We start from the raw sequence: 24255 nt of genomic DNA on the forward strand, positions 1-24255 counted from the left end.
TTCACCTCATCACTGATCTCACGATGCGCTCATACCGGGTGTAGGGTGGTAGGCATTCGCCCACATAGGGCGCATCGTCGAATACCCTGACAAGCAGGGCCTGCTCATGCTGCCGGTGGCTTGAAAAAGCGCTGAGCTCATGTTCGGTCATCAACCCACCCTGGTTTTCCAGGCTTTGCTTTGAGCCCCGACCCAGTTGCATGCGATAGGCCGGGTCTACCGTTGCCAGATAACGTTTTGCATCGATGTGCATCGCCACAGGCGCACACACCGAAGCTGGAAACCACCGGCTCAGCCAGGTAGCCGCCAGCGCGGCATGCTCCCGGTCCCGGTAGTAATCGGGCAGTTCCGGGTCGCCCGCGCACAAGCAGTGGCCGATGTCATGAAACAATGCAGCGACCACGAGGGGGCTTTCACACCCTGCGGCCTGTGCTTGATAAGCGACCCACAGGGAATGCTGGAGCAAATTACCGCCTTCGTTGAGCTCAATGTTCGCGCATTGGCGCATGACGCTTTTAAGCAAGAGCAACACATTGTGGGTCGCCACATCAGTCATACCCATATAAACGCTCTGCAACTTCCAGCTCATCGTAATCCAGCAGTTTGAATATCTCTGGCAAGGAAGCGATGCGGGGATTGATCGTACTGATGCCGTTATCTTGACGAATCTGCCGCGCTGCGTCGCGCATGGCGTGTACGGATGCGCGCATCATGTGGTTTGCACATATATAGATGGATACACCCGCTTGCTCCAACAGAGCGACCGGCGTATCCACATAGGTGGTGGGCGCAACCACCAAAGGGCAACGGCCTTGCCAGCACCGGGCAAATTCGAGTATGTCACGGCCGTCGCCAGACTTCGAATGGATGAACAAAGCATCCGCGCCAGCGGCGTAATAACGCTCGGCTCGTTTTAGTGCAGCGGTTACATCCAGCCCAGCGATCAACGCCTCGGTGCGAGCGATTACGGAAAACTGCGGATCTCGCTTGGCATCCTGGGCGGCTTTTATTTTTCCACAGAATCCATCCACCGAACTCAGCGCATGCACCCCATCGATAAATGAATTCATTTTTGGAAATTGCTTGTCTTCCAGAGAAATGCCCGCCAAGCCATAATGAGACAAGCGTTTCACGATATGCCGAACATTATTGAAGTTACCAAATCCAGAATCGCCATCGAAGAGCACTGGAATGCTCACTGCGTCGTGGATGGTTTGTGCCACTTCGACGACCTGACTCCAGGAGGCCTCGTTACAATCACGTAACCCCAAGGCTGACGAAATGGACAACCCCGACGCCCAGATGGCCGGAAACCCTGCTTCTTCGACGATACGCGCAGACAACCCACTGTGGGCCTCCAGCATGAGGTCGAGTTTATCGTTAAACAAGTTTTGTCGGAAAATTCCTGCAGAAGACAATGCACGCATTAAACACTCCGTTTAACTTGCAATTTAACTCCATGTGCAATCAGTGTTAGCCAATGCACCTGAAAAACACAAGACCTTAGTTTCATTCCCTTACAAATGAACCAACCTTCCGACAATGTCACTGACGGGTTACAAAAAGCCGGCCATCACCGCCTTGACAATAACGCCAACGCCTTTCTAGTCTCGTACCTGCCTAATTGAAGGCGTACCCGCATCAGGAGAGCCTATGAAGATCGTTATTTCCAGCAGCATCCCGGCTGTCACCAGTAATGGTGTGCAAGTTCGTTCCACCGGCGGAGGTTCGGCAAAATAAACCTCCATTACTCCCCACTTGCGATGAGGGTCCGCCCTCATCGCCATTTACATCAGGACACTTTCGTCGAACATGGATAATGCCATCCAGTTTTATCGCGCCTTGCCCGATATTCCTTTGCCATCAGCCGCACAAAGGGCATTGGATGGAAATATATCGGCACGTGCTCATCAGTTTTGCGAACCGTTCCTGGTCGCCAACGGCATGGGTTATCTGCTTTATCCACCGATAGATTTCAACTTGTATTGGGACGGGACACAGACCCTGGTTCAATTAGAAGGCATCAGCGATTGGATCATTGTCGACAAGATATTCCTGCCCTATTCCATGGATCATTGGCGCGATCAGGTGGACTCCGAACTCGTCGACACATTGCCGGTGTTCCTCGAAGCGTTCCCCGAGCGAGGCGTATTGCAGTTATGGTCGGGCTACTTCGCCAGCACGCGTCCCAGCTACAGCCTATGGATCAGAGGGCCGGTGAACCGCCCCAGCAGCAAGGCCTACAGCGTGATAGAGGGCATCGTGGAGACCGACTGGTGGGCTGGCCCGCTGTTCACCAACATCGAAATAAGCAAGACCGATACGCCCATCATGTTCCGGCGCAATGTGCCCTTGCTTCAGGTGTTCGCATTGCCCCGCGGCATTCACCAGCGTGACGCGCGTGAGCCCGTTTTGGTGACCGAACTCACACAGGGGGTGGACAGCCAGTTCGTCGCCCGCATGAAGGACACCGCAAATCGGCGCAATACGCAGAGGCCCGGTTCTTATCGAAAATGCGCTCGGCAGTCGAGGAGGTCGGATGATCGAGACTGACCGCGTCTATCAACTGCTACCCCGCCTCATCGATTCGATAGCACGCCGCGAACCCGTGCTCATCGAAGGGTTGGACGACAGCGAAATCCTTGCCCTGCTGCCCATCCTGACCCGGCACAAGTTGGAAAGTATCGCCCTGCTGTCGATGGAGGAAACTTCGGCGATGGCTACTTTTTACAACGACACCTATGAAGCACAGTTTTCTGCCGTTCGTGATCGGCTCGCCAAGCCATTGAAAGCGTCTGCCGGCGTCTTTCTGCAGGGTTTTCCACGCTGCCTGGACTACTCGGATTTCTACACGCCTGGCATGCGCAGCGATATCGACCTCTACGTCCCCGTATCGACCTGCAGCGCATTTCGCGAAGCCGCAATGCAGGCGGGTTTCGATTACTACGGTTTCGACCATCAGCGCGTATTCGTTTTGAACGAACGGCAATCGGATGCGCTGACGGCCCGGCAGTGGGCAAGCAAAGACCTGCCCTTGACCCTACCTGTGGAGGTGGCGTTACCTGACCTGCCCGTGGAGCTTTCTGACTGCTACCTCCCCTATGTACTGCGGGAGGGCAAGGTCTATCTGTTCATATCCATCGAAATCCACCACCTCTATACTCATCTTTCGGACATCGATGTGCTTGAAGCGAACAGGGAGTACTGGCCGCAGATGGGCGTGGATCGCTGCAACCCCGAAGCCACCTTGTTCTTCAACCTGATCCGGCTCTATCGCGGCGTGCTCGCAGATGAAGCACGCATGCGCCTGGTACTCGATAGCGCATGCCTGTTCACCAGCAAGCATTATCGCTTCGACTTAGGCCTGTTGCAGCAGTTGATCGTCGGTGCTCAGGATACAGATCGGGTTATGGCTGTATGCCTGGCATTAGCCAACCTGCACCCGTTGTTCGAGCCGCTGGTGTGCATCCCCTGCACACATATCCACGCCCAGCTCGCTGGCGAGTGGCTTTCGCGCTTTCAGCAAAGCTTGCGCGCGGGCGCCCAGTGACCAGCCCCAAAGCGCCCTACCAACTCGTCTGCGCCTTTGCCCTCGAAAACTTCTGCAGCCAGGTTTTGTTCATCTATACGCCGTTGTTCGTCATTTTCAACGGCGGGGATGGCGTACTCGGGTCGTTTCTACGAGCCCTGGCCTACATCGGTCCAGTACTGTTCGGCTACTACATCGGCGTTCTGGTCGATCACTTCGACAAGCGTTGGCTGGGTTGCAGCATCGCCCTTTTGTTAGCCGCTGCCGCCGCTTGCTACACCTTGCGACTACCGGACCAGACACTGGGCGAGACCTTCCTGTTCCTGGGCTCGGTTTCCATAGGCACTTACTTCCTGAACAACCTTCGCGCGTCGGTGATGCCGAGTGTCGCCCGCCGGGCGCAACTGCCACGCATGAATGCCACCTTGCTGGTAACCGAGAACATTGCGCTGCTCGCGGCCCCCTTGATTGCCTCGCTGTTGCTTTCGGCAAGCAGCCCGAGCGTTGGGTTTGCCGTCATTGCCGCGCTCTTTTGTCTGGCGACCACCCTCTATTACTTCGCGCTGGCGAATCTGCCTTGTGTCGAGCATTCGCCGCAGGCATTGGGCACCTTTGGCGACAATCTGCGCCTACTTACCTCTAACAAGCCCTTGCTCCGGCTCGTCTATGTCGTCATGGGCAACAATGCGTTCGTTGGCGTCTACCTGCTCTACATTCTCATCTACGCCGCAGAGACCGGGTTGTTCGATGCCGCGCAAGTCCCCCAGATCCTGATCGCCTACGCGCTCGGCTCGATCCTGTCCGGCAGCACGGCCGAAAAGGCCATTACGTTATTCGGCAACCGCAACCTGGCCCTGCTGTGCTGCCTATTGATGGCGATGGGGGGCTCGCTTCCTCTGTGGTTACCAGCCTATGAAGTCTTTTTCCTTTCAGCCTTTCTCGTGGGATTCTTTGCCGCTTATGTCGTGATCGCCGTCTGGACGCTCCGGCAAACCCTGATTCCGGCCGCTTCCCTGGGACGCGTCACCGGAATTACCAGCGCGCTATTCAAGCTGTCCATGGTCGTCGCAATCCCCATCGCCGGCCTGCTCGGCGAAAGCCAGGGCAGCGCGGCGGCAGTTGTGTTTGGCCTTGCCGGCATTCTGCTCGGCGCAATACCCCTGGCGCGGGCGGCACTTGTCGAGCGTTTTGGCAAAACCGGGGCAACATGACGCAGAATCAACGTAGATGAAATATTTTGAACGTCCTCGCCTGGCAAGATTCAAAGCTTGATCCACGTCGTCCCTCGCACGGAGCCTGCCTTGAACCCACAGCCCTCCCCCCCGCGGACCAGCCTTGGAGCCCAACGCATGAAAATGCCTTGCCGCGCACCTAACGCCAACCTGAAGCTCGATTACGTACGCGATACCCTGTTCGGCCCGGTAGCCCTTAGCGTCGAGTGCCAATGCCAGCTCGCCCCAGTCAACGTCCAGGGGCGCCCGGCCTTGCGCCTGCATATCTGCCCGCCATTGCCGGACAAGGTCGAACGCGCCCATAGCGTCGCCTTCATCTGGGAAGGCTGCAGCTACCACGGCGTGGTACGTGACCGCGGCAAATGCGGCGATGGCGGGCTCAACTTGCTGGTGGAACTGCAATAACTCGATAAACGGCGGCGATCTGGGCTGAACCTGCCGCCAATACCGTGTCTCCATTGAAGGAGGGTCAACTTCTGCTTCTGGAGATCGCCATGAACAGCCCGTTGCTCAAGCTCTTCACCCACCCCGCCGACGCCTGGCTGGATATCCGCCGCGCCGAGGACACTCATCCGCAACACTACCTGCCACGTCTGCTGGCCTTGGCGCTGGTTCCGGCCGCGTGTCTGTTCATCGGCACCACCACATTGGGCTGGAGCCTGGCCGGGGAGGATCGGGTACGCCTGGGCATGGGCAGCGCGACGCAATTGGCTGGGTTGCTGTATGGCGCCACCGTGGTCGGGGTGATGCTGATGGGGGTGATGATTCGCTGGATGTCTCGCGGCTTCGATGCTCAGCCCACGCTGAACCAGTGCATAGGCTTCGCCGCCTACTGCGCCACGCCCTGGTTCGTGGCCGGGGTCGTTGGCCTGGTACCCATGCGCTGGCTGGCCGTCGCCGCCCTGCTGGCCGCCTCGGCCTACGCCACGGTGCTGCTGTTCGGCGGGTTGCAGACTTTTCTGCGCCTTCGCAAGGAGCAGGCCATGCTGTTCTCGGCCTGCGTGTGGGGCGTGGGACTACTGCTATTGGTGACCCTCCTGGTCGCGATGATCCTGTTCTGGTTCAACGGCCTGATGCCTGAGTATGTGCGCCCGGCCAGCCTCGGCTGACCGGGCATCGGCGGCGTCAGGCGATGGCCTTGAGCGGTGCCGTCTGGCGGGCCTGCATGGCATGCAGTTGCCCGACCAGGTTGACCAAATCGCGGCAGCTGTTGAGGCTGTGCAGCGGTACGTCGGCGAGGGTCACTCCCCCGTCGAGGTTGTTGCCCTGACCCAGGCGAATGGTCAGGTTGGCGCCGTCCAGGCAGCTGACTTCACAACGATCAGGCAGGCAGGCCTGTTCGATCATCTGCCGCATTTCTAGCATCGAAACTCCTATCAACGACATGGTATGACCCTCTCTGTGCTGGATGGCCTATTGTGTGTGGTTACGCCTGTATGCGGCGGGGCGCCAATTGATAATGCCCATGCCCAAGCGGCCGTCCATGCGCCTGGGCAATGATCGAGCGAAGAATCCCTTAGCACCTTAGTGGAAGAGCTCGGCCCCTGTTGGACGTTCGGTCGGGTGCCGCGACCAGGCGACGGGCGGTCAGCCGCCCAAAGGTGCCATCTGACCGAAGCGCCCGGCCTGGAAGGCTTCGAACGACTCGACGATTTCCGCCTGGGTATTCATCACGAAAGGACCGTAGCCGACGATCGGCTCGTCAATGGGCTCGCCACTGAGCAGCAGCAGGCTGGTGTCCTCCAGCGCCTGTACCGCCACATCCGCGCCGTCGCGCTGTAGCAGCACCAGGCTGGCGGAACCGGCGTCGCGCTCGGCATTGATCCGAACGCTGCCACGCAGTACCACCAGCGCCGCGTTACGCCCTGCAGCGATGGGCAGCTGTAGCGTGGCGCCAGCTTTCAAGCGCAGGTCCCAAACATCCATGGCGGTGAAGGTCCGGGCGGGGCCATGATGCCCCTGGTAAGCACCCGCGATCACCCGCACGCTACCGCTCCCTCCTTCCAACTGCACCTGCGGGATGTCCTTGGCCAGCAAGGTCTGGTAGCCGGCTGGTGCACGCTTGTCCCGCGATGGCAGGTTGACCCACAGCTGGACCATTTCCAGGGTACCGCCGCTGCGGGCGAAGGACGGGGCATGAAACTCTTCGTGAATGATGCCATTGGCAGCAGTCATCCACTGCACGTCGCCGGGTCCGATCAAACCGCCCGCCCCGGTCGAATCGCGGTGCTCCAGTTCCCCTTGGTAAACGATGGTCACGGTCTCGAACCCACGGTGCGGATGCTCCCCCACGCCACGGCGTTGAGAGGTCGGGCTGAAATCGTGGGGCCCGGCGTAGTCCAGCAGCAGGAAGGGACTGATCTGGCTGGCCAGGTTGTCGTAGGTGAACAGACTGCGCACCGGGAAACCATCCCCGACCCAATGGGCGGTAGGGCTGCGGTGTATACCCAGGATCTTTTTCATGAGAAGTCTCCTCTCTTGGCTGGGTAACACCTTACCAATGTGCGCAATCAGCCGGTAGACGGCTCAAATGGCATTGATCGTTCCATCAGTAGAACAACGATTGGCATCAGGTTGCAAAAATTCCAGCACCTGCTCCGCAGCCGGCCCTGGCTGCTCCTGCATAAAGCAATGCCCGCCAGGCATTTCCTTTGTGCTCACGGCCTCATTGAGCTGCGCCAGGTGTTTCACCGATTGCGGCACGAAGGGGTAAGTCTGTTCGCCATAGAGTATGCGCGTCGGAATGCTGATGCTTTTCAGCGATGCCCACAACCGCGCAGGGAATGAACTGAAGACTTCAACCTCGCGGCTCGGCCGGCATTTGAGCACCACCTGCTCGCCGCATTCGCCAATCGCATGCTCGATGTAGGCGTGCAACGCGGTTTCCGCCCAGCCCTTGAAAATGCCCCGCCCCTGCAACGAGGCCAATGCCGCCTGGCGATCCGGCCAATGGCTGCGCCGCCGCGCGGCCATGCGCGCCAGGCCATGCCGACGATGCAGCCCGAGCAACCGGGCGGCGCCCATCACGCTGAGCATGCGCCGGCTGAACAATACCGGATCGAGCAACACAGCGCGGCGGAACAGGTGCGGCTCGCTGGCCACGATCAGGCTGGTGAGCACGCCACCGAAACTGTGGCCCAAGGCATACCGGTGAACCTCGCCGTATTCGCCACGCCCGGCCTCGAAGGCCTCGACCGCCAGGGCAGCCGTACGGTTCCAGCCACGGAACGGCCCACCGTGATCGCTGTCGCCGTGGCCCTGGACATCACTCAACCAGAGGTCGAAATGCTCTGCCAGGCGCGCCAGCAGCGGTTGATAGGCCAGGCAACAAAAACCGTTGCCGTGCAGGAAATGCAGCAAAGGCTTGCCGCTGGCGGGCGAACGCCAGCCGCGCAAGGTGAAGCCTTCGGAGCAATCGTGGGTCCAGGGGATCAACTGCATCGGCGGTTGTACTCGACAGTTCAGGAAAACCCAGATTCTACAAACAGCAGCGGGTGCAACGGAATCATCGATTCAGGGCCATCAGGACATTGGCCAGCATCAGGCGACATGAAAGAGGTCAATACCCCATGGCAATTGCGGTAGATTAGCCGCCCGGATTCGATCTGCTTTGTATTAAGGAAGCCCAATGAGCCTTGCCATCCGCCCCGCCGTGCGCAGCGATGCCGCGCAGATTCTCGCCTTCATCACCGAACTTGCCGACTACGAACGCGCTCGCCACGAGGTCGTGGCAAGCGTCGAGGATATCGAGCACAGCCTGTTCGACGAGGGCAGCACCGTGCACAGCCTGATCTGCGAGCGCGACGGCCAGGCCATAGGCTTTGCCGTGTACTTCTACAGCTATTCGACCTGGCTGGGGCGCAATGGCATCTACCTCGAGGACCTCTACATCACCCCCGAGCAACGTGGCGGCGGAGCGGGCCGCGATCTGTTACGCCACATCGCTCGCGAGGCGGTGCAAAACCGTTGTGGGCGCCTGGAATGGAGCGTGCTGGATTGGAACGAGCCGGCCATCGGCTTCTACCGCTCCCTGGGGGCTGAAGCGCAGGACGAGTGGGTGCGCTATCGCCTGGATGGGGACAAGCTGCTGGCGTTTGCCCAGGGGTGAAGGGCACCGGCTTTGCCGGTGTTCGCGGCGGTTCGGCGCCCCGACAAGCCCGCTCCTACAGGGTCGGTGCTGGCCTTGATGACAGTGCAGATCCTGTAGGAGCGGGTTTACCCGCGAAGCAGACTACTCAGTGAATGGCACCGGCCTCGCCGGTGTTCGCGGCGGTTCGGCGCCTCGACAAGCCCGCTCCAGGTATCCACCGCCATCCCCTGGTTTACCGCCTCTGCCAAACCGACCCGGCGATATCCACTTGCTTGGGCAGCACCCGATTGTCAAAAAACAGCTGCGCCGTGCGCTGCTGGGCGGCGACGATCTCAGCGCTGACCGGTATCAGCGGCGAAGCCGGACGATGACTGAAGCTTTGCCTCACCACCGCCTCCGGCAAGCCCATGAAGCCTGCCAGCAACGCGATGCTCCCGGCCTCATCGCTGCGGGTCAGCGCCTCGGCCTGGGTGATTTCGTCCAGCAATTGCCCAACGAAGTCGCCATTGGCCTCGACAAAACCCCGCGCGCCCAACATGAACGGCCCGATCAAGCCCAGCCCCTGGCCGTCTGCCAGCAAGCGCGCCTTGCCTTCCAGCTCGATGGCGGAATAGAACGGATCCCAGATGGCCCAGGCTTCGACACTGCCCCGCTCGAAGGCTGCACGGGCATCGGCGGGCGCCAGGTATACCGGCTGCACGTCGTGCATGCTCAGGCCGGCCTGGGCCAGTGCACGTAGCACCAGGTTGTGGGCGCTGGAGCCCTTTTGCAAGGCAATACGTTTACCCTTGAGCTCGGCCAGTGAATGGATCGCGCTGCCCTTGGGCACGAGAATCACTTCTGCTTTAGGCTTGGGCGGTTCGGCGGCAAGGTACAACAGGTCGGCACCGGCTGCCTGAGCGAAAATCGGCGGGATATCCCCGGTCGAACCGATATCCAGGCTGCCGATGTTGAGCGCCTCGAGCATCTGCGGGCCAGCCGGGAACTCGATCCATTCGACGCGGGTATTGGCGAAACGCGTTTCCAGCAGATGGTGCTGCTTGGCCAGCACCAGGCTGATCGAGCCCTTCTGGTAGCCGATGCGCAGGTTCGCAGGGTCGGCCGCCTGGGCGACAGCGGCAAAGGCCAGCCACGCGAACAGGGCCAGGCGTAGTAAAACCATGGCTCACTCCTTCCAGTCGGTAGAGGGTTTTTCCCAGAGATTGATCCCCCCTTCCACCGCGTACTGGTCGATTTCGGCCAGTTCCTCCTGGCTGAACGCCAGGTTATCCAGTGCGGCTACGTTCTCGATTACCTGCTCCGGGCGGCTGGCACCGATCAATGCCGAGGTGACCCGTGGGTCGCGCAGGGTCCAGGCCAGTGCCAGTTGCGCCAGGCTCTGCCCACGGCGCTTGGCGATCTCGTTGAGCGCCCGGGCCCGGGCGATATTGGCCTCAGACAGGTGCCCAGGCAGCAGCGAACCGCCGCCTGCGCGGTTGACCCTGGCATCGGCAGGAATTCCGTCGAGGTACTTGTCGCTGAGCAGGCCCTGGGCCAAGGCGGTGAAGACGATCACGCCGGTGCCCAATTCGGCGGTGGTGTCCAGCAGGTCTCGCTCGATCCAGCGGTTGAACAAGTTGTAGGAAGGCTGGTGGATCAGCAGCGGCACCTTGAGTTCGGTCAGCAGGCCTGCGATCTCACGGGTCTTGCCCGCCGAATACGAGGAAATACCGATATACAGCGCCTTGCCCTGGCGCACGATGTCGGCAAGGGCGATGGCGGTTTCCTCGAGCGGCGTATCGGCGTCGAAACGGTGCGAATAGAAGATGTCGACGTAGTCCAGCCCCAGGCGCTGCAAGCTCTGGTCGAGGCTGGCATGCAAGTACTTGCGCGAACTGCCGCCCTGGCCGTAAGGGCCTGGCCACATGTCCCAGCCAGCCTTGGTGGAGATGATCAATTCGTCACGGTAGCTGCGCAGGTCTTCACGCAGCAGGCGGCCGAAATTGACCTCGGCACTGCCATAGGGCGGGCCGTAGTTGTTGGCCAGGTCGAAGTGGTTGATGCCGGCATCGAACGCACTGCGCAGCAAGGCACGTTGGGTATCGATGGGCGTGGCATCGCCGAAGTTGTGCCACAGGCCCAGGGACAGGGCGGGCAGGACCAGGCCGCTGCGCCCGACACGGCGGTAAGGCATGCGCGCGTAGCGCTCGGGGTTGGCGATGTAGCTCATGGGTGACCTCGGTCGGCAAAGTAAGGATTGGCGGGCCGTGACAGGCCCAGGTGATCACGCAGGGTCTGGCCCTGGTACTGGCGGCGGAACAGGCCCCGGCGCTGCAACTCGGGCACCACTTGGGTGGCGAAGTCCTCGAGGCCCAGAGGCAGGTGCGGCACCAGGACGTTGAAACCATCGGCGGCGCGCCCCTCGAACCAGGCCTGCAATTGATCGGCGATCTGCGTCGGGGTGCCGACCAGGCTGTAGTGCCCTCGCCCGCCGGCGATGCGACGGCCCAGTTCGGCCAGGGTCAGTTGTTCGTTGCCGGCCAGTTCGGTGAGCAATTGCTGACGGCTGCGCTGGCCATCCTCGGTAGGAGGAAGCTCCGGCAACGGGCCGTCCAGCGGGTAGCCCGAAAGGTCGAAGTTGCCGAGCATGCGCCCAAGCAAGGCCACGCCCACCCGTGGGTCGACCAGCGCCTGGAACTGCTGGTACTTGTCCTGGGCCTCGGCAGCGCTACGCCCGACCACGACGAACACCCCTGGCATGATCTTCAACGATTGCTCGTCACGCCCATAACGCTGCAACCGGCCCTTGAGATCGGCATAGAACGCTTGGGCCCGAGCCAGGCTGGGCTGGGCGGTAAACACCACTTCGGCGCTTTCGGCGGCCAGTTCACGGCCGGTTTCCGAGGAGCCGGCCTGGACCAGAACGGGCCTTCCCTGGGGCGAGCGAGCGACGTTCAGCGGGCCGCGCACGCGGAAGTGCTCGCCGACATGGTCGAGGGTACGTACCGCATCGGGGTGATGGAACACTCCGCTGGCCTTGTCGCGCAGGAAAGCATCATCCGCCCAGCTGTCCCACAGCCCTTGTACCACCTGCTGGAACTCACGCGCCCGGGCATAGCGTTCGGCATGGGGTATATGAGCGCTGCGGCCGAAGTTGCCGGCTTCGGCGGCAGCATCGGAGGTGACCAGATTCCAGCCCGCGCGGCCACCTGAAAGGTGGTCGAGCGAAGCGTACTTGCGTGCTATGTGGTACGGCTCGTTGTAGCTGGTGGTCGCCGTGGCGATCAAGCCGATGCGCTCGGTCAGGGCGCTCAGCGCCGAGAGCAGGGTCAGCGGCTCGAAGTACACCGAGCGGGCACTGTGACTGGCCAGTGCGTCGCTGGGCGCCGCCACGCTGTCGGCGATGAACAGTGCGTCGAAGCAGGCGGCTTCGGCGATTTCGGCGGCGCGGCGATAGCTGGCGAAATCCAGCGGGTCGGCGGGCACGTCCGGATGACGCCAGGCGGCGATATGGTGCCCGGTGGCCATGAGGAAGGCGCCGAGACTCATTTGACGGCTCATGTCGATCTCCTTGAAAGCGGCGACGCGGTTAGAAGTCCTTGCGCAACTGCACGCCGAAGTAACGCCCGTCGTCGCGTGGCACGGCGCGGTAGATGTAATCACCGCCACTGGCGAGCATCTGCGCATACGACTTGTCGCCCAGGTTCTTGCCCAGCAACGCGACGCGCCAGCCGTTGTTGTAGTCAGCCAGGGCAACGCTGGCGTTCCAGATGCCATAGGCGCCCTGCACGGTATCGGGATTCTGGTCGAGGCTGAACTGCACCGAGTCCTGCCAGCTGTAGTCGCTGGAAAGCTCGACATCCAGGCCGTTGTCCAGCGGGATCACGTAGTCGGCGCGCAGGTATGCCTTCCAGTCCGGGGTGAACGGCAGGCGGCCGCCATCGATATCGCAGCTCGCAGCAGCGCCAGCCGGGCAATTGAAGTGGTCGACCCGCGCCTTGGTGTAGGCCACCGCGGTAGACAGCTTGAGCTGGCGGGTCGCCTGGAAACTGGCATCGAGCTCGACGCCCTGGGTCTTGACCTTGCCGGCATTGACCAGGCGGGTTACCACCTGGTTGGCCACGGTGTCGTAGAAGTTGGCCTGGTAGTTGTCGTAGTCGGTGTGGAACACCGCCAGGTTGGCCGTCAGGCGATTGTCCAGCGCCGTGCTCTTGAGGCCGATCTCATAGGCATCGGAGGTTTCCGGCTTGAGTGCCTCGGTATCGCGCGGCTGCATGTTGAAGAACACGTTGTAGGCCGGCCCCTTGTAGCCACGCGAATAGGTGACGTAGCCGGTCAGGTTGTCATTGAAGTCGTACTGCAACCCGGTCCGGCCACTCCAGCCGTCTTCATCGACTGACCCGGAGCTGGCGGTCGAAGGCTGGATGCCGGTGACGGCGGTAGCCGAGGAAGAGACGCGGCGATGGTCGTATTCGAGGTCGTCGTGGGTCCAGCGCAGGCCGAGGATCGCGCGGAAGTCGTCGGTGAAATTGAAGGTGTTCTCGCCGAACAGGGCCACGCTGTCGTTGGTGGTCGAGTAGTCGGCCCGGCCGCTGTCGGCCACCCCGCCGTTGACCGACAGGCGCTGGTAGGTCTCGTTCGAGGTGCCGTGCATATAGAAGGCACCGAGCACGTACTCGTTGAACTGCCCCTTGGGCGAGGTCAGGCGAAACTCCTGGCTGTATTGGTCGTAGTCCACCGTGCCCTTGTCGTGCGAGGCAGTGACGGGCAGCAAGGCGCGGCGGTCGCCGTCCTGGTACTGGGTGTTGTCCCAACCGCGCCAGGCGCTGATCGAGGTCAGGGTGTAGTCGCCCAGTTGCCAGTCGAGCTGGGCCGACAGACCTTGGTTCTCGTCCTCGACATGGGTCTTGAAATCACTGCTGATATCGCGGTTGTGGGCGCTCGGCCGGACCCCACCGAGCTGGCGGGTGAACGCATCGCTGGCACGGGTGATGACTCCGCTGGGCAGGGTGTCCTCACCTTTCATGTAGTCGCCGATCAGGGTCAGGCGCAGGTCGTCGCGCGGCTCGAATTCCAGCTTGCCACGCACGCCCTTGCGCTCGTAGCCGTTGACGTCATGGCCGTTGGTGATGTTCTCGACGTTGCCATCGTAGTCGCCCCACAAGGTGCTCAAGGAGCCCTTGAGCTGTTCGTTCAGGCGCCCGCCGATGCCGAAGCGCAAGCGGTTCTCGTCGCCACCGCCGAAGTGCGAGTAATCCACGTAGCCCTGGGTCTGCTCGGGAATGGCCTTGCTGACGATGTTCAGTACCCCGGCCGAGGCGTTCTTGCCGAACAGCGTGCCCTGTGGGCCACGCAGCACCTCGATGCGCTCCAGGTCGAGCAGGTCCAGGGTCGACTGCCCGGGCCGGCCGAAGACCACGCCGTCGACCACCGTGGCAACGGTCGGCTCGACGCCAGGCGAGGTGGAGATGGTGCCCACGCCGCGGATGAACAATGACGTGTCCTTGTTCGAGGCACCGGCCCGGTAGTTCAGGGTCGGTACCTGCTGGACGATACTGGCGACACTGTTGCGGTTGTCGCGCTCGAGCTGCTCGCCGTCGATCACCGAGACGGCCACGGGCACTTCCTGCAAGGTGGCCTCGCGGCGCGTGGCGGTAACGGTCACGGCGCCGAGCGCAGTGGCCTGGGGCGCTTGCTCGGCAGGCTCGGCGGCCTGGCTGGCCTGGCCAAACACGGCCAGCAGCACGGCGGCGGCCAGGGGTTGACGTTGCTTGAACGGAAATGCCGTACGACTTCTTTGCATGATGCTCACTGCCTTGAGTAACCAGACCAGGCCCACAGGGGGCGACACGGGAAGTGCTGTGGGAGACTGGTCTCGCTCGTGCGAGTGGCAGGCGCTTGCCGACAGCTGCGCTTGTTAGCGCTAACATGAGCAAGTATCGGAGGCTCTCGATTAGTCGGTCAAATAATAAAAAGTCAGATTTATATGCAATAAAGCTATTTGCCATCCGCCGCCACGTTAGCGCTAACATCGCGCCATCTCTCCAGGAAGCCAGCGTGTGAGCCAAGCCAAGGAACCCACCCGCAAACGTCGCGGCGCCGGCCGTGTGACCCTCGCCGAGGTAGCACGGGCCGCCGAGGTTTCGGCCATCAGCGTGTCGCGCTACTTCAATCAGCCAGAGCAGGTCTCGCCACCGCTGCGCGAGCGCATCGAGGCCGCCGTGCAGGCGCTGGGCTACGTGCCGAACCTGGTGGCCGGGGGCTCGCCTCGGCACGCGGGCGCATTGTCGGCATGGTCATACCGAACATTTCCGGGCCGATCTTCGCCCAGACCATCCAGGCCTTCAGCGACACCCTGAGCCGACACGGCTACCAGTTGCTGTTGGCCTCCAGCTATTTCAGCGAGGCACAGGAAGAAAGCGCGGTGCGGGCGTTTCTCGGCTGGTCGCCGGCGGCGCTGGTGGTGACCAGCCACTTCCATAGCCCGGCCACCGAGAAGATGCTGGCCGAAGCCGATGTGCCCGTGGTGGAGATCTGGGACTACTGCCCGCAACGTGCGCCCCTGCAGGTCGGCTTCCTGCATCACCAGGTCGGTGTGCAGGCGTGCCGCTACCTGCTGGATCAGGGTCATCGCCGCATCGCCTTCGTGCAAAACAGCGCCCCAGGCGACTTCAGCGCACTGGAGCGACGGGACGGTTACCTCCAGGTGCTGCGAGAAGCGGGGCTCGAGCCCTGCGTATTCGCGCCCTCGGCTGACCGTGCGCCGTTCGAGGCGGGCAAGCAGGCAATGGAAGCGCTGATGCTGCGCGAGCCTCGGCCCCAGGCGATCCTCTTCGCCAACGACAACCTCGCTGCCGGCGCCCTGCTCGCCGGCCAGCGCGCCGGCCTGAGACTACCCCAAGACATGGCGATCATGGGCTTTGGCGACTACCCGTTCGCCGACATGCTGCTGCCCAGCCTGACGACCCTGCGCCCGCCCTCGCGGGAAATCGGTGAAGTGGCGGCGCTGCGAGTGTTGCAGCACCTGGGTGCGATCGCCGTGGATGACGAGGTGCCGCGCCTGAACTTGCTGCAGTGCGAATTGGTGGTGCGGGAGAGCGCTTGAGAAGATGCTCCCTGTGACAATCCGCCCCTGGAGGATTATGCTCGTCAGGTATGTCCCACAGCCCCAATATGTGAGCGCCGAATATGAAAATCGATGACATGGACGCCTTCGTGGCGGTCATCCGTTGCCAGTCGACCAACCTTGCCGCCGAGGCCCTGCAGCTCACGCAGCCGGCGATCACGCGTCGCGTGCAAAACTTCGAGGAAGACCTTGGCGCCACCCTCCTCGACCGCAACACCAAACCGCTCAAACCCACGCCCATGGGCCTGCGGGTATACGAGCAGTGCAAGGCCATCCTGCGCGAAATCGACTCGCTGCGCGAACTGGTGGCCAACGACGGCGCGCCGTCGGGCACCCTGCGCCTGGGCGTGCCGCAAACCTTGGGCGACGTGGTGCTGCTCGATGCCCTGGCGCGCCTGCACGAGGTCTACCCGCAACTGCGTACCCAGGTCACCAGCGGTTGGGGTAGCAGCCTCATCGCCCGCATGGAAAACGCCGAACTGGATGCCGCAGCGGCGCTGTTTCCCCCAGGCAAGATCTTCCCCGAAGGCATCGCCAGCCAGTCCATCGCGCGCATGCCCCTGCGCGTGGTCGCGGCCAAAGGCAGCGCTGGCAAGCGCAGCTACAAGCTGCGTGATTGCTATACCCGAGGCTGGGTGCTCAACCCCGATGGCTGCGGCTTTCGTGCAGGGTTGCAACGGGCCTTGAGCGAACAGGGCCTGAGCCTGACGATCAATCTGGAGACGTTTGGCACCGACTTGCAACTGGGGCTGGTCGCCAACGGCCAGGGGCTGGGACTGGTGCCGGAGCCACTGCTGCTCGCCAGCCGCCATCGCGATGCCCTGGAGGTGCTCAATATCACCGATTTCAAACCACAGGTGGACCTGTGGCTGTTCCACCCGCGCTATCTCGGCAACCTGCAGGAACCCGTCGAGCTGTTTGGCCAGATCGCCGGGGCGAGCCTGCAGGTCGATGCTGCCAATAAATAAAATCTTTACATAATGACAATGCAAATAAATTCTACAAACTGATAATTAGCATAGAATCAAAAAGACTTTTACAGCATTCATCCAGAAGCATACGGTCTTAGGGAATATCCATGTTCAGGGATGAATGCCCATGAGTCTACCGCTCTCCACCGGCGCGCTCGCCGAACTCACCCAAGCCTTGGCGGCCAATGCCGAGCGCTACGACCGCAGCGGTGAGTTTCCCTACGACAACTTCAAGTTGCTCCACCAGCATCGCCTGCTCGGCTTGACCGTACCGCAGGCGCTGGGCGGCGGCGGCGGTGCGGACCTCGCCACTGCACGCCAGGTGATCGCCGCCGTGGGCAAGGGCGACCCTGCCACCGCATTGATCCTGTCGATGCAATACCTGCAGCACTTTCGCCTGCAGGACGAAGCACGCTGGCCTGTCCACCTGCGCCAGCGGGTGGCACGCGATGCGGTCGTCGACGGCGCGCTGATCAATGCGTTTCGGGTCGAGCCCGACCTGGGTTCGCCCTCGCGCGGCGGGCTACCTGCCACCGTGGCCAGGCGCAGCGCCGAAGGCTGGCGCCTGTCGGGGAGCAAGATCTACTCCACCGGCAGCCACGGTCTGACCTGGTACCTGGTGTGGGCGCGCAGCGACGACCCGGATCCTCTGGTAGGCGGCTACCTGGTGCACAAGGACACCCCTGGCATCCGCATCATCGAGGACTGGGACCACCTGGGCATGCGCGCCACCTGCAGCCACGAAGTGCGCTTCGACGACGTGCTGATACCACTGGATCACGCGGTCAGCGTCAGCCCTGCCAGCGCACCGCGCGTGGAACTGGAGGGCGTCACCGCACTGTGGATGTCGGTGCTGCTGTCAGCCCTGTACGACGGCGTGGCCCAGGCAGCACGCGACTGGTTGGTGAATTTTCTCAACGAGCGCGTGCCTTCCAACCTGGGCGCGCCGCTGGCCAGCTTGCCGCGCTTCCAGGACATCGTCGGACGCATCGATACCGTGCTGTTCGCCAACCAGGCACTGCTCGACTCGGCGGTCGCCGGGCGCATCGAGCCGCAACATGCGGGGCAGATCAAGCACCTGGTCAGCCGTAACGCCATCGAGGCCGTGGAGCTGGCCATCGAAGCCGCCGGCAACCCCGGGCTGTCCCGCCGTAATCCGTTGGAGCGGCATTATCGCGACGTGCTCTGCAGCCGGATCCATACACCTCAGGACGACGTGGTACTGGGCCAGGTTGGGCGCGCGGCGCTGGGTGGCGCCAACGCATGATCGCCAAAGGTCGAGGTACGCAGCGGCCTCTTCGCGGGTAAACCCGTTCCTACAGGGTCAGCGGCGCATTCGGAGTGTGCGTCCACCGCGGGATTTCCAGGCCGAGGCTTTCGCGCAACGTGGTGCCTTCGTAGGCACTGCGGTACACCCCACGCTCCTGCAGCAGGGGCACCACTTCCTGGGTGAAGCGTCGGAACTGCCCTGGGTGGCCGATGTAGATGTTGAAACCGTCCAAGGCACGCGCTTCGAACCAGGTGGCCATTTTCGCGGCTACCGTTTGCGCCGAACCGACGAACGCCCCCGGGCGCAGTTGGCGGCCGAACTCCACCGCCTGGCGCAGGGTGAAACCCTTTTCCCGCGCCTGGTCGGCAATACGCTTGGCATTGGTGAAGAAGCTGCTGCGCGCGTGTTCCAGGCTCTGTTGGGGGAACGGCGCATCGAGGTCGTACTGGCTGAAATCATGCCAACCAAAATTGCGCCCGAACTCCTTCAGCGCCAGCTCGAAGCTGTGATCCTGCTCATGGTAGTGGCGCTCGATTTCCCGAGCGTGCTCGTCGGTATCGCCGACGTAGATTTCTGCGCCAGGCAAGATCAACAACTGCTCCGGATCGCGCCCCAGGCGTTCGGCACGGCCTTTCACATCCCGATAGAACGCCTGCCCCTGCTCGATGCTCGCGGCGTGGGTGAACACCACATCGGCGGTTGCGGCGCCCAGCGCCCTGCCCTGTTCGGAGTCGCCAGCCTGGAAGATCACCGGTTGGCCCTGGGGCGAGCGCTGGATGTTCAGCGGCCCGACGACCGCGAAGTGCTCGCCCTTGTGGTTCAGCGCATGCAGCTTTGCAGGGTCGAGAAACCGACCGGTTTCGCGGTTGCGTGGGAAAGCCCCTTCTTCATACGAGTGCCATAGCCCCTGCACGACCTGTACGTGCTCCTGCGCACGGGCGTAGCGCGTGTCGTAGTCGTAGTGCTCGTCGCGGCCATAGTTGCCTGCCGTGCCGGCATCGCCACTGGTGACCACGTTCCAACCGGCCCGGCCCTTGCTGATCAGGTCCAGAGACGCCAACCGGCGTGCGACGTTGTAGGGTTCGTTATAGGACGTGGTCAGGGTCCCCACCAAACCGATCTGCCGGGTGCTGACGGCCAGTGCCGACAGCAGTGTCAGCGGCTCCAGGCGATTGAGGTAGTGCGAGGGCGACCCTGGGGTGATGAACTGGCTGTCGACGATGAATATCAGGTCGAACAAGGCAGCCTCGGCCTGGCGGGCGATGTCGATGTACCAGTCGATGTTCACGCTGGCATCTGCCGGCAGTTCCGGGTCCAGCCACAGGTTATGCCGGCCCGGGCCACCACAGCCCATGGTCAGGGCGCCAAGTTTGATCTGTCGCTTGCTCATGGAAAGCTCCCTGCGCTTATTCGCTGTGGGCCTGAGCCGTGGCCGGCTGCTGCAGGGCTGCGGAGAACGAGGTGTCGAACAGGCTGGCGGCCGGATACGACTTGATCAGGCCGAGGCCGGCAAAGAAGTCCACGGTTTTCTGGGCATCGACGACCACCTGCGGGTTCAGGGGCGCAAGGTCGGTGCGGGCAGTGGCAAACCAGGTGCGAGCAATGGCGCCATCGGCACGGGTGCGCTTGGCCCAGGCATCGGCATAGGCCTCGGTGTTTGCCGGGTCGCTCAGGGTCCAGTCGCGGGCTTTTTTCAGGCGCTGGAGGAAGTCGCTGATCTGCGCACGCTTGGCCTCGACGGCCTTGGCGTTGGCGACCACGAAACTCTGCGCCGGGATCAAGCCTTCGGCGGTCGCCAGCACACGGGCGCCGTTGCGTTTTTGCTGGGTAACGTAGGGCTCCCAGGTGGCGATCACGTCCACCGAACCACCGTCCAGCGCATGGGAGGCATCCAGCGCGCTGAGGTAGCGCAGATCCAGCGAGTCACGGGGCACGCCCGCCTTGTCCAGGGCGGTGAACAACAGTTGCTGGCTCCACGAACCCTTCCAGATTGCCGCGCGCTTGCCCCGCAGGTCGGCCAGGCTGTGGATGTTGGAATCCTTGCCGGCAAGGATCGCCACGCCTTCAAGGTTCTGCCGACTGACTGCGATCACCTTGATCGGTGCGCCCAACGCGCCAAGGAACAGCGGCGGCGCATCACCAAGCAAACCGAGATCCAGGCTGCCGACATTGAGCGCCTCGGCCACGGGGGAGCCGGCGGTGAACTGTTTCCATTCGAGAGTATAGGGCAGGTCATCGAGCACACCGGCCGCTTCCATGACGGCGCGGGCGTTGTAGCTCTGGTCGCCGACGACCAGGGTTTGCGCGGCGGCAGCCAGGCTCAGTGAGGTGGCCAGCACACCGGCGGCCAATTGCTTGAGGTATCGCACGTTCGTCTCCTGGTGCCCTGTGGGCACGGCAGCCGATCCGCGCGCGCGGTCTCGTCGCTAGTTGGGTACTAAAGGGGGGGGGTGAATGAATGGTTTCAGGCGTTGCGCGCAGCCACCTTGGCGCGGGTCAACGGAATCAGTTCGCGGCCGTAGTCGATGGCGTCTTCCAGGGGGTCGAAGCCGCGGATCAGGAAATTCGTCACACCGAGGTCGTAGTAGGCCAGCAAGGCGTCAGCCACTTGCTCCGGGGTGCCTACCAGGGCGGTGGAGTTGTGGCCTCCCCCCACCAGCGCGGCGATGCCGGTCCACAGCCGCTCGTCGACGCGCTCGCCTCTGGCCACCGTTTCAAGCAGGCGCTGGGCACCGACGCTCTGGGGTTTGTTGGCGATCACCGGCCCTGAGCGTTCGATACGCTCGCGTGCCTGGCCGAGAATGGTCTCGGCCTTGGCCCAGGCGGCCTCTTCGGTGGCGGCGATGATCGGCCGGAACGATACGCTGAACTGCACTTCGCGGCCATGGCGGGCGGCCTCGGCGCGCACGGCGGCAATGGTCTCGGCGGTTTGCTCCAGCGACTCGCCCCACAGCGCGAAGACATCGGCATGCTTGCCGGCCACCTCCAGTGCCGCTTGCGACGAGCCACCGAAGAACACCGGCAGGTGCGGCTGCTGCAGCGGCTTGATCGCCGAGAACGCGCCCTGGGCGTGATAGTGCTCGCCCGCGTGGTCGAACGGTGTGTCGCTGGTCCAGACCTTGCGCACCACCTCGAGGAATTCGTCGGTACGGGCGTAGCGCTGGTCGTGATCCAGGTAGTCGCCATCCTTGCGCTGCTCGGTGTCGTTACCACCGCTGATCACATGCACGGCCAGGCGGCCGTCGAGCAAGTGTTCGAGGGTGGCCAGCTTGCGCGCGGCCAGGGTCGGCGCGACGAAACCTGGACGGTGCGCCAGCAGGAAATGAATACGCGAAGTGGCCTGCCCGGCCAGCGCTGTCACCAGGAAGCCGTCGGGTTGATCGGACCAGTAGCCCACCAGGATACGATCGAAGCCGGCCTGCTCATGGGCCTGGGCGAAGCGGGTGATATAGCCCTTGTCGAAGATTGGCCCTTGCGGTGCACGTATTTCCGAAGACAGCCGGTGGCCGATCATGCCGATGAATTGAACGCTCATGGGGAGACCTTGGTTTCTGGGTGGATGGTTATGCATTTTGAATCTAGATGCAGTCAGGCTTATAAGCTATAGCTTCGAAAAGGCGCTGTGAAATGCGTTTTGGGCATAACCTAATGCCTTTGCCCTGCACAGATTTCAGAACATAATCGACATCCTGTAAATGCAATATTTGCATATTAGCTTATGATCAATTTGAATTTTGAGAATATTCAATGGCTTTGCTAGGGTTACTGCAAACCGTTAGCCGAGCCATGACCATGAGCCACCCCCAACGCAATGACCGCCTGCGCGATTTCATTGGCGCCCTGTCCGAGCTGCTTGAACGCGACCCCGACGAAGCGACCCTTCTCGATCAGGGCCAGGGCCTGCTGCGCAGCCTGGTCAGCCATGACGACTGGCTACCCGATGCACTCGCCCAACCCGATCCGACCCGCTACCAGCAGTACTTGCTGCACTGCGACTCGCGTCAGCGTTTTTCCGTGGTCAGCTTCGTCTGGGGGCCTGGGCAACAGACCCCGATCCATGACCATCGCGTCTGGGGACTGATCGGCATGCTGCGCGGCGCCGAGTATTCGCAAGGTTTCACTCGCACGGCGCAAGGCACGCTGGAGCCCGATGGCGCCCCGGTTCGGATCGACCCAGGCCATGTGGAGGCGGTGTCGCCGCGCATTGGCGACATCCACCAGGTCAGCAATGCCTTCACTGACCGTGTATCGATCAGCATCCATGTCTATGGCGCCAACATCGGTGCAGTAAGCCGGGCCGTATACCTGGCGGACGGCAGCGAGAAACCGTTCATTTCCGGTTATTCCAATACCCAATTGCCCAACATCTGGGACCTGTCGAAAGAGAACCCTGCCCCATGAGCACTTTCACCACCCGCAGTTTCCAAGACATCCGCCGCGCTCTGCTGGCCCATGAAGAAGTCGCCCTGATCGACGTGCGCGAGGAGGACCCGTTCGCCCAGGAGCACCCTCTGTTCGCTGCCAACATCCCTTTGTCGAAGCTGGAAATCGAGGTGTACGCCCGCGTCCCCCGCCGCGATACCGCCATCACCCTCTACGACGATGGCGAAGGCCTCGCCGCCCTTGCGGCCGATCGCTTGCTCGCACTGGGCTACAGCGATGTGGCGTTGCTCGAGGGCGGCCTGGCCGGTTGGCGCGATGCCGGGGGCGAGCTGTTCCGCGACGTCAACGTACCGAGCAAGGCATTCGGCGAATTGGTGGAGAGCGTGCGCCATACGCCATCGCTGGCCGCCGAAGAGGTCCAGGCGCTGCTCGATGCCAAGGCCGACGTGGTGGTATTGGACGCCCGCCGCTTCGATGAGTACCAGACCATGAGCATCCCTGGCGGCGTCAGCGTACCCGGCGCCGAACTGGTGCTGCGCGTCGCCGAGCTGGCACCCAACCCGGCGACCCAGGTCATCGTCAACTGCGCCGGTCGCACCCGCAGCATCATCGGCACCCAGTCGCTGGTCAACGCAGGCATCCCCAACCCGGTCGCGGCGTTGCGCAATGGCACCATCGGCTGGACCCTGGCCGGCCAAAAACTGGCCCACGGCCAGCAACGCACGTTCACGCAGGTCGCTGACGCCACCCGCGCCCGTGCCGCCGAGCGGGCACGCAAGGTCGCCGACCAGGCCGGCGTGCTGCGCCTGGGTCACGAGGGCCTGGCCAAGTGGCAGGCCGAGCCTGGCCGTACTACCTACCTGTTCGATGTGCGCACACCCGAGGAGTATGCCAAGGGCCACCTGCCTGGCAGCCGCTCGGTGCCCGGCGGGCAGTTGGTGCAGGAAACCGACCATGTCGCCAGCGTCCGCGGAGCCCGTATCGTGCTGGTGGACGACGATGGCGTGCGCGCCAACATGAGTGCCTCGTGGCTGGCGCAGATGGGTTGGCAGGTGGCGGTGCTCGATGGGCTTTCGGTCGAACAGTTCAGCGAGACCGGCGATTGGCAGGTGCCGCTGCCTGCGCAGCCGGTCATCGATGAGATCGACGTCCAGCAGCTCGAGGACTTGCTGGCCGAGCCAGGCACCGTGCTACTGGATTTCACCACCAGCGCCAACTATGTCAACCGGCATATCCCAGGCGCCCATTGGGCGATCCGCGCGCAGTTGCCCGAAGTGCTCGAACGCCTGCCTGTAGCCCAGCGTTATGTGCTGACCTGTGGCAGCAGCTTGCTGGCACGCTTTGCCGCCGCCGACCTGCAAGCGCTGACGCAGTTGCCGGTGCAGGTACTGGCGGGCGGTACGGCGCGCTGGATCGCCGCGGACAAACCGTTGGAGCGTGGCGAAACGCACTTGGCCTCGGCCCGTACCGACCGTTATCGTCGTCCTTATGAAGGCACTGACAATCCACGGGAAGCGATGCAGGGTTACCTGGATTGGGAATTCGGGTTGATCGCCCAGTTGCAGCGCGATGGCACCCATGGGTTCGAGGTGTTGACCCAGTCTTGAGAGTCGGACTGTAGTGCAGACCGAGCGCCGCCCCTGCGGCGCTTTGTTTATGCGCATTCCTGTGTTGC

The 24255-nt window shown here is 62.6% G+C and carries 22 protein-coding genes and 1 pseudogene; 11 read left to right on the forward strand and 12 right to left on the reverse strand.

All coding sequences use genetic code 11. From position 1 onward, the window contains the following. Nucleotide 1: 1 nt before the first annotated feature. Both E6B08_RS15360 and aepX read right to left on the reverse strand, forming a co-directional pair. The gene (locus E6B08_RS15360) at nucleotides 2-589 is read right to left on the reverse strand and encodes an HD domain-containing protein (RefSeq protein ID WP_136914821.1); all 588 of its coding nucleotides are present in this window, start codon (nucleotides 587-589) and stop codon (nucleotides 2-4) included. Next, nucleotides 549-1427: a phosphoenolpyruvate mutase gene (aepX, locus tag E6B08_RS15365; RefSeq protein WP_136914822.1), complete on the reverse strand. Its 879-nt coding sequence runs from the start codon at nucleotides 1425-1427 to the stop codon at nucleotides 549-551. Before aepX ends, E6B08_RS15360 begins: the two co-directional genes overlap by 41 nt. Before the next feature lie 385 nt (nucleotides 1428-1812). Between aepX and E6B08_RS15370 the strand changes: the two genes are divergently transcribed. From E6B08_RS15370 to E6B08_RS15390, 5 genes are all read left to right on the forward strand, one after another. Then, nucleotides 1813-2553, forward strand: coding sequence for a DUF6065 family protein (locus E6B08_RS15370; RefSeq protein ID WP_136914823.1), 741 nt, complete (start codon nucleotides 1813-1815; stop codon nucleotides 2551-2553). Further along, the gene (locus E6B08_RS15375) at nucleotides 2540-3550 is read left to right on the forward strand and encodes a hypothetical protein (RefSeq protein ID WP_136914824.1); all 1011 of its coding nucleotides are present in this window, start codon (nucleotides 2540-2542) and stop codon (nucleotides 3548-3550) included. Before E6B08_RS15370 ends, E6B08_RS15375 begins: the two co-directional genes overlap by 14 nt. Continuing rightward, the gene (locus tag E6B08_RS15380; protein ID WP_136914825.1) at nucleotides 3547-4740 is read left to right on the forward strand and encodes an MFS transporter; all 1194 of its coding nucleotides are present in this window, start codon (nucleotides 3547-3549) and stop codon (nucleotides 4738-4740) included. Before E6B08_RS15375 ends, E6B08_RS15380 begins: the two co-directional genes overlap by 4 nt. Before the next feature lie 138 nt (nucleotides 4741-4878). Continuing rightward, a complete protein-coding gene (locus tag E6B08_RS15385; protein ID WP_136914826.1) occupies nucleotides 4879-5166 on the forward strand; it encodes a hypothetical protein in 288 nt (95 codons plus the stop codon). Between the two features lie 89 nt (nucleotides 5167-5255). Continuing rightward, nucleotides 5256-5870, forward strand: a complete 615-nt coding sequence (locus E6B08_RS15390) for a Yip1 family protein (protein WP_136914827.1) — start codon at nucleotides 5256-5258, stop codon at nucleotides 5868-5870. A 16-nt stretch (nucleotides 5871-5886) separates the two neighbouring features. Here E6B08_RS15390 and E6B08_RS15395 read toward each other — a convergent pair whose 3' ends face one another. The 3 genes from E6B08_RS15395 to E6B08_RS15405 all read right to left on the reverse strand — a co-directional run bounded on the left by E6B08_RS15395 (nucleotide 5887) and on the right by E6B08_RS15405 (nucleotide 8202). Beyond that, the gene (locus E6B08_RS15395) at nucleotides 5887-6147 is read right to left on the reverse strand and encodes a DUF1652 domain-containing protein (protein WP_136914828.1); all 261 of its coding nucleotides are present in this window, start codon (nucleotides 6145-6147) and stop codon (nucleotides 5887-5889) included. A gap of 201 nt (nucleotides 6148-6348) precedes the next feature. Continuing rightward, nucleotides 6349-7224: a pirin family protein gene (locus E6B08_RS15400; protein WP_136914829.1), complete on the reverse strand. Its 876-nt coding sequence runs from the start codon at nucleotides 7222-7224 to the stop codon at nucleotides 6349-6351. A gap of 63 nt (nucleotides 7225-7287) precedes the next feature. Beyond that, a complete protein-coding gene (locus E6B08_RS15405; protein WP_136914830.1) occupies nucleotides 7288-8202 on the reverse strand; it encodes an alpha/beta fold hydrolase in 915 nt (304 codons plus the stop codon). 187 nt (nucleotides 8203-8389) lie between these two features. On the opposite strand from E6B08_RS15405, the gene E6B08_RS15410 reads away from it, so the two are divergent. Further along, the gene (locus E6B08_RS15410) at nucleotides 8390-8869 is read left to right on the forward strand and encodes a GNAT family N-acetyltransferase (RefSeq protein ID WP_136914831.1); all 480 of its coding nucleotides are present in this window, start codon (nucleotides 8390-8392) and stop codon (nucleotides 8867-8869) included. Between the two features lie 214 nt (nucleotides 8870-9083). Here the strand turns inward: E6B08_RS15410 and E6B08_RS15415 are convergent, their stop codons facing one another. Genes E6B08_RS15415 through E6B08_RS15430 form a run of 4 tightly spaced genes read right to left on the reverse strand, consistent with a single transcriptional unit; the run spans nucleotide 9084 to nucleotide 14633 of the window. Further along, the gene (locus tag E6B08_RS15415) at nucleotides 9084-10013 is read right to left on the reverse strand and encodes an aliphatic sulfonate ABC transporter substrate-binding protein (RefSeq protein ID WP_136914832.1); all 930 of its coding nucleotides are present in this window, start codon (nucleotides 10011-10013) and stop codon (nucleotides 9084-9086) included. A gap of 3 nt (nucleotides 10014-10016) precedes the next feature. Further along, on the reverse strand, nucleotides 10017-11060 hold the full coding sequence (gene mgrA, locus E6B08_RS15420; RefSeq protein ID WP_136914833.1) for an L-glyceraldehyde 3-phosphate reductase: 1044 nt from the start codon (nucleotides 11058-11060) through the stop codon (nucleotides 10017-10019). Beyond that, on the reverse strand, nucleotides 11057-12391 hold the full coding sequence (locus tag E6B08_RS15425) for an LLM class flavin-dependent oxidoreductase (protein ID WP_136914834.1): 1335 nt from the start codon (nucleotides 12389-12391) through the stop codon (nucleotides 11057-11059). Before E6B08_RS15425 ends, mgrA begins: the two co-directional genes overlap by 4 nt. Nucleotides 12392-12419: 28 nt before the next feature. After that, nucleotides 12420-14633 (reverse strand): TonB-dependent receptor, encoded by a 2214-nt coding sequence (locus E6B08_RS15430; protein ID WP_136914835.1) that lies wholly within the window; start codon nucleotides 14631-14633, stop codon nucleotides 12420-12422. A gap of 256 nt (nucleotides 14634-14889) precedes the next feature. On the opposite strand from E6B08_RS15430, the pseudogene E6B08_RS15435 reads away from it, so the two are divergent. From E6B08_RS15435 to E6B08_RS15445, 3 genes and pseudogenes are all read left to right on the forward strand, one after another. Then, nucleotides 14890-15935: pseudogene (locus tag E6B08_RS15435) on the forward strand (LacI family DNA-binding transcriptional regulator). An 83-nt stretch (nucleotides 15936-16018) separates the two neighbouring features. Beyond that, on the forward strand, nucleotides 16019-16924 hold the full coding sequence (locus E6B08_RS15440; protein WP_136914836.1) for a LysR family transcriptional regulator: 906 nt from the start codon (nucleotides 16019-16021) through the stop codon (nucleotides 16922-16924). A gap of 130 nt (nucleotides 16925-17054) precedes the next feature. Further along, nucleotides 17055-18194 carry an acyl-CoA dehydrogenase family protein gene (locus E6B08_RS15445; RefSeq protein WP_136914837.1) on the forward strand — a complete coding sequence of 380 codons (1140 nt, stop codon included), beginning with the start codon at nucleotides 17055-17057 and terminating at the stop codon, nucleotides 18192-18194. A 49-nt stretch (nucleotides 18195-18243) separates the two neighbouring features. Here the strand turns inward: E6B08_RS15445 and E6B08_RS15450 are convergent, their stop codons facing one another. The 3 genes from E6B08_RS15450 to E6B08_RS15460 all read right to left on the reverse strand — a co-directional run bounded on the left by E6B08_RS15450 (nucleotide 18244) and on the right by E6B08_RS15460 (nucleotide 21732). Continuing rightward, nucleotides 18244-19587: an LLM class flavin-dependent oxidoreductase gene (locus tag E6B08_RS15450; RefSeq protein ID WP_136914838.1), complete on the reverse strand. Its 1344-nt coding sequence runs from the start codon at nucleotides 19585-19587 to the stop codon at nucleotides 18244-18246. Between the two features lie 16 nt (nucleotides 19588-19603). Beyond that, the gene (locus E6B08_RS15455) at nucleotides 19604-20566 is read right to left on the reverse strand and encodes an ABC transporter substrate-binding protein (RefSeq protein ID WP_136914839.1); all 963 of its coding nucleotides are present in this window, start codon (nucleotides 20564-20566) and stop codon (nucleotides 19604-19606) included. A 95-nt stretch (nucleotides 20567-20661) separates the two neighbouring features. Further along, nucleotides 20662-21732, reverse strand: a complete 1071-nt coding sequence (locus E6B08_RS15460) for an LLM class flavin-dependent oxidoreductase (RefSeq protein ID WP_136914840.1) — start codon at nucleotides 21730-21732, stop codon at nucleotides 20662-20664. Between the two features lie 257 nt (nucleotides 21733-21989). Between E6B08_RS15460 and E6B08_RS15465 the strand changes: the two genes are divergently transcribed. After that, nucleotides 21990-22598, forward strand: coding sequence for a cysteine dioxygenase (locus E6B08_RS15465; RefSeq protein ID WP_136914841.1), 609 nt, complete (start codon nucleotides 21990-21992; stop codon nucleotides 22596-22598). Continuing rightward, complete coding sequence (locus E6B08_RS15470; protein ID WP_136914842.1) at nucleotides 22595-24187, forward strand: rhodanese-related sulfurtransferase; 1593 nt, start codon at nucleotides 22595-22597, stop codon at nucleotides 24185-24187. Before E6B08_RS15465 ends, E6B08_RS15470 begins: the two co-directional genes overlap by 4 nt. The last annotated feature ends 68 nt before the right edge of the window (nucleotides 24188-24255 follow it).

Source organism: Pseudomonas putida (assembly GCF_005080685.1).
Taxonomy (GTDB): Bacteria; Pseudomonadota; Gammaproteobacteria; order Pseudomonadales; family Pseudomonadaceae; genus Aquipseudomonas; species Aquipseudomonas putida_V.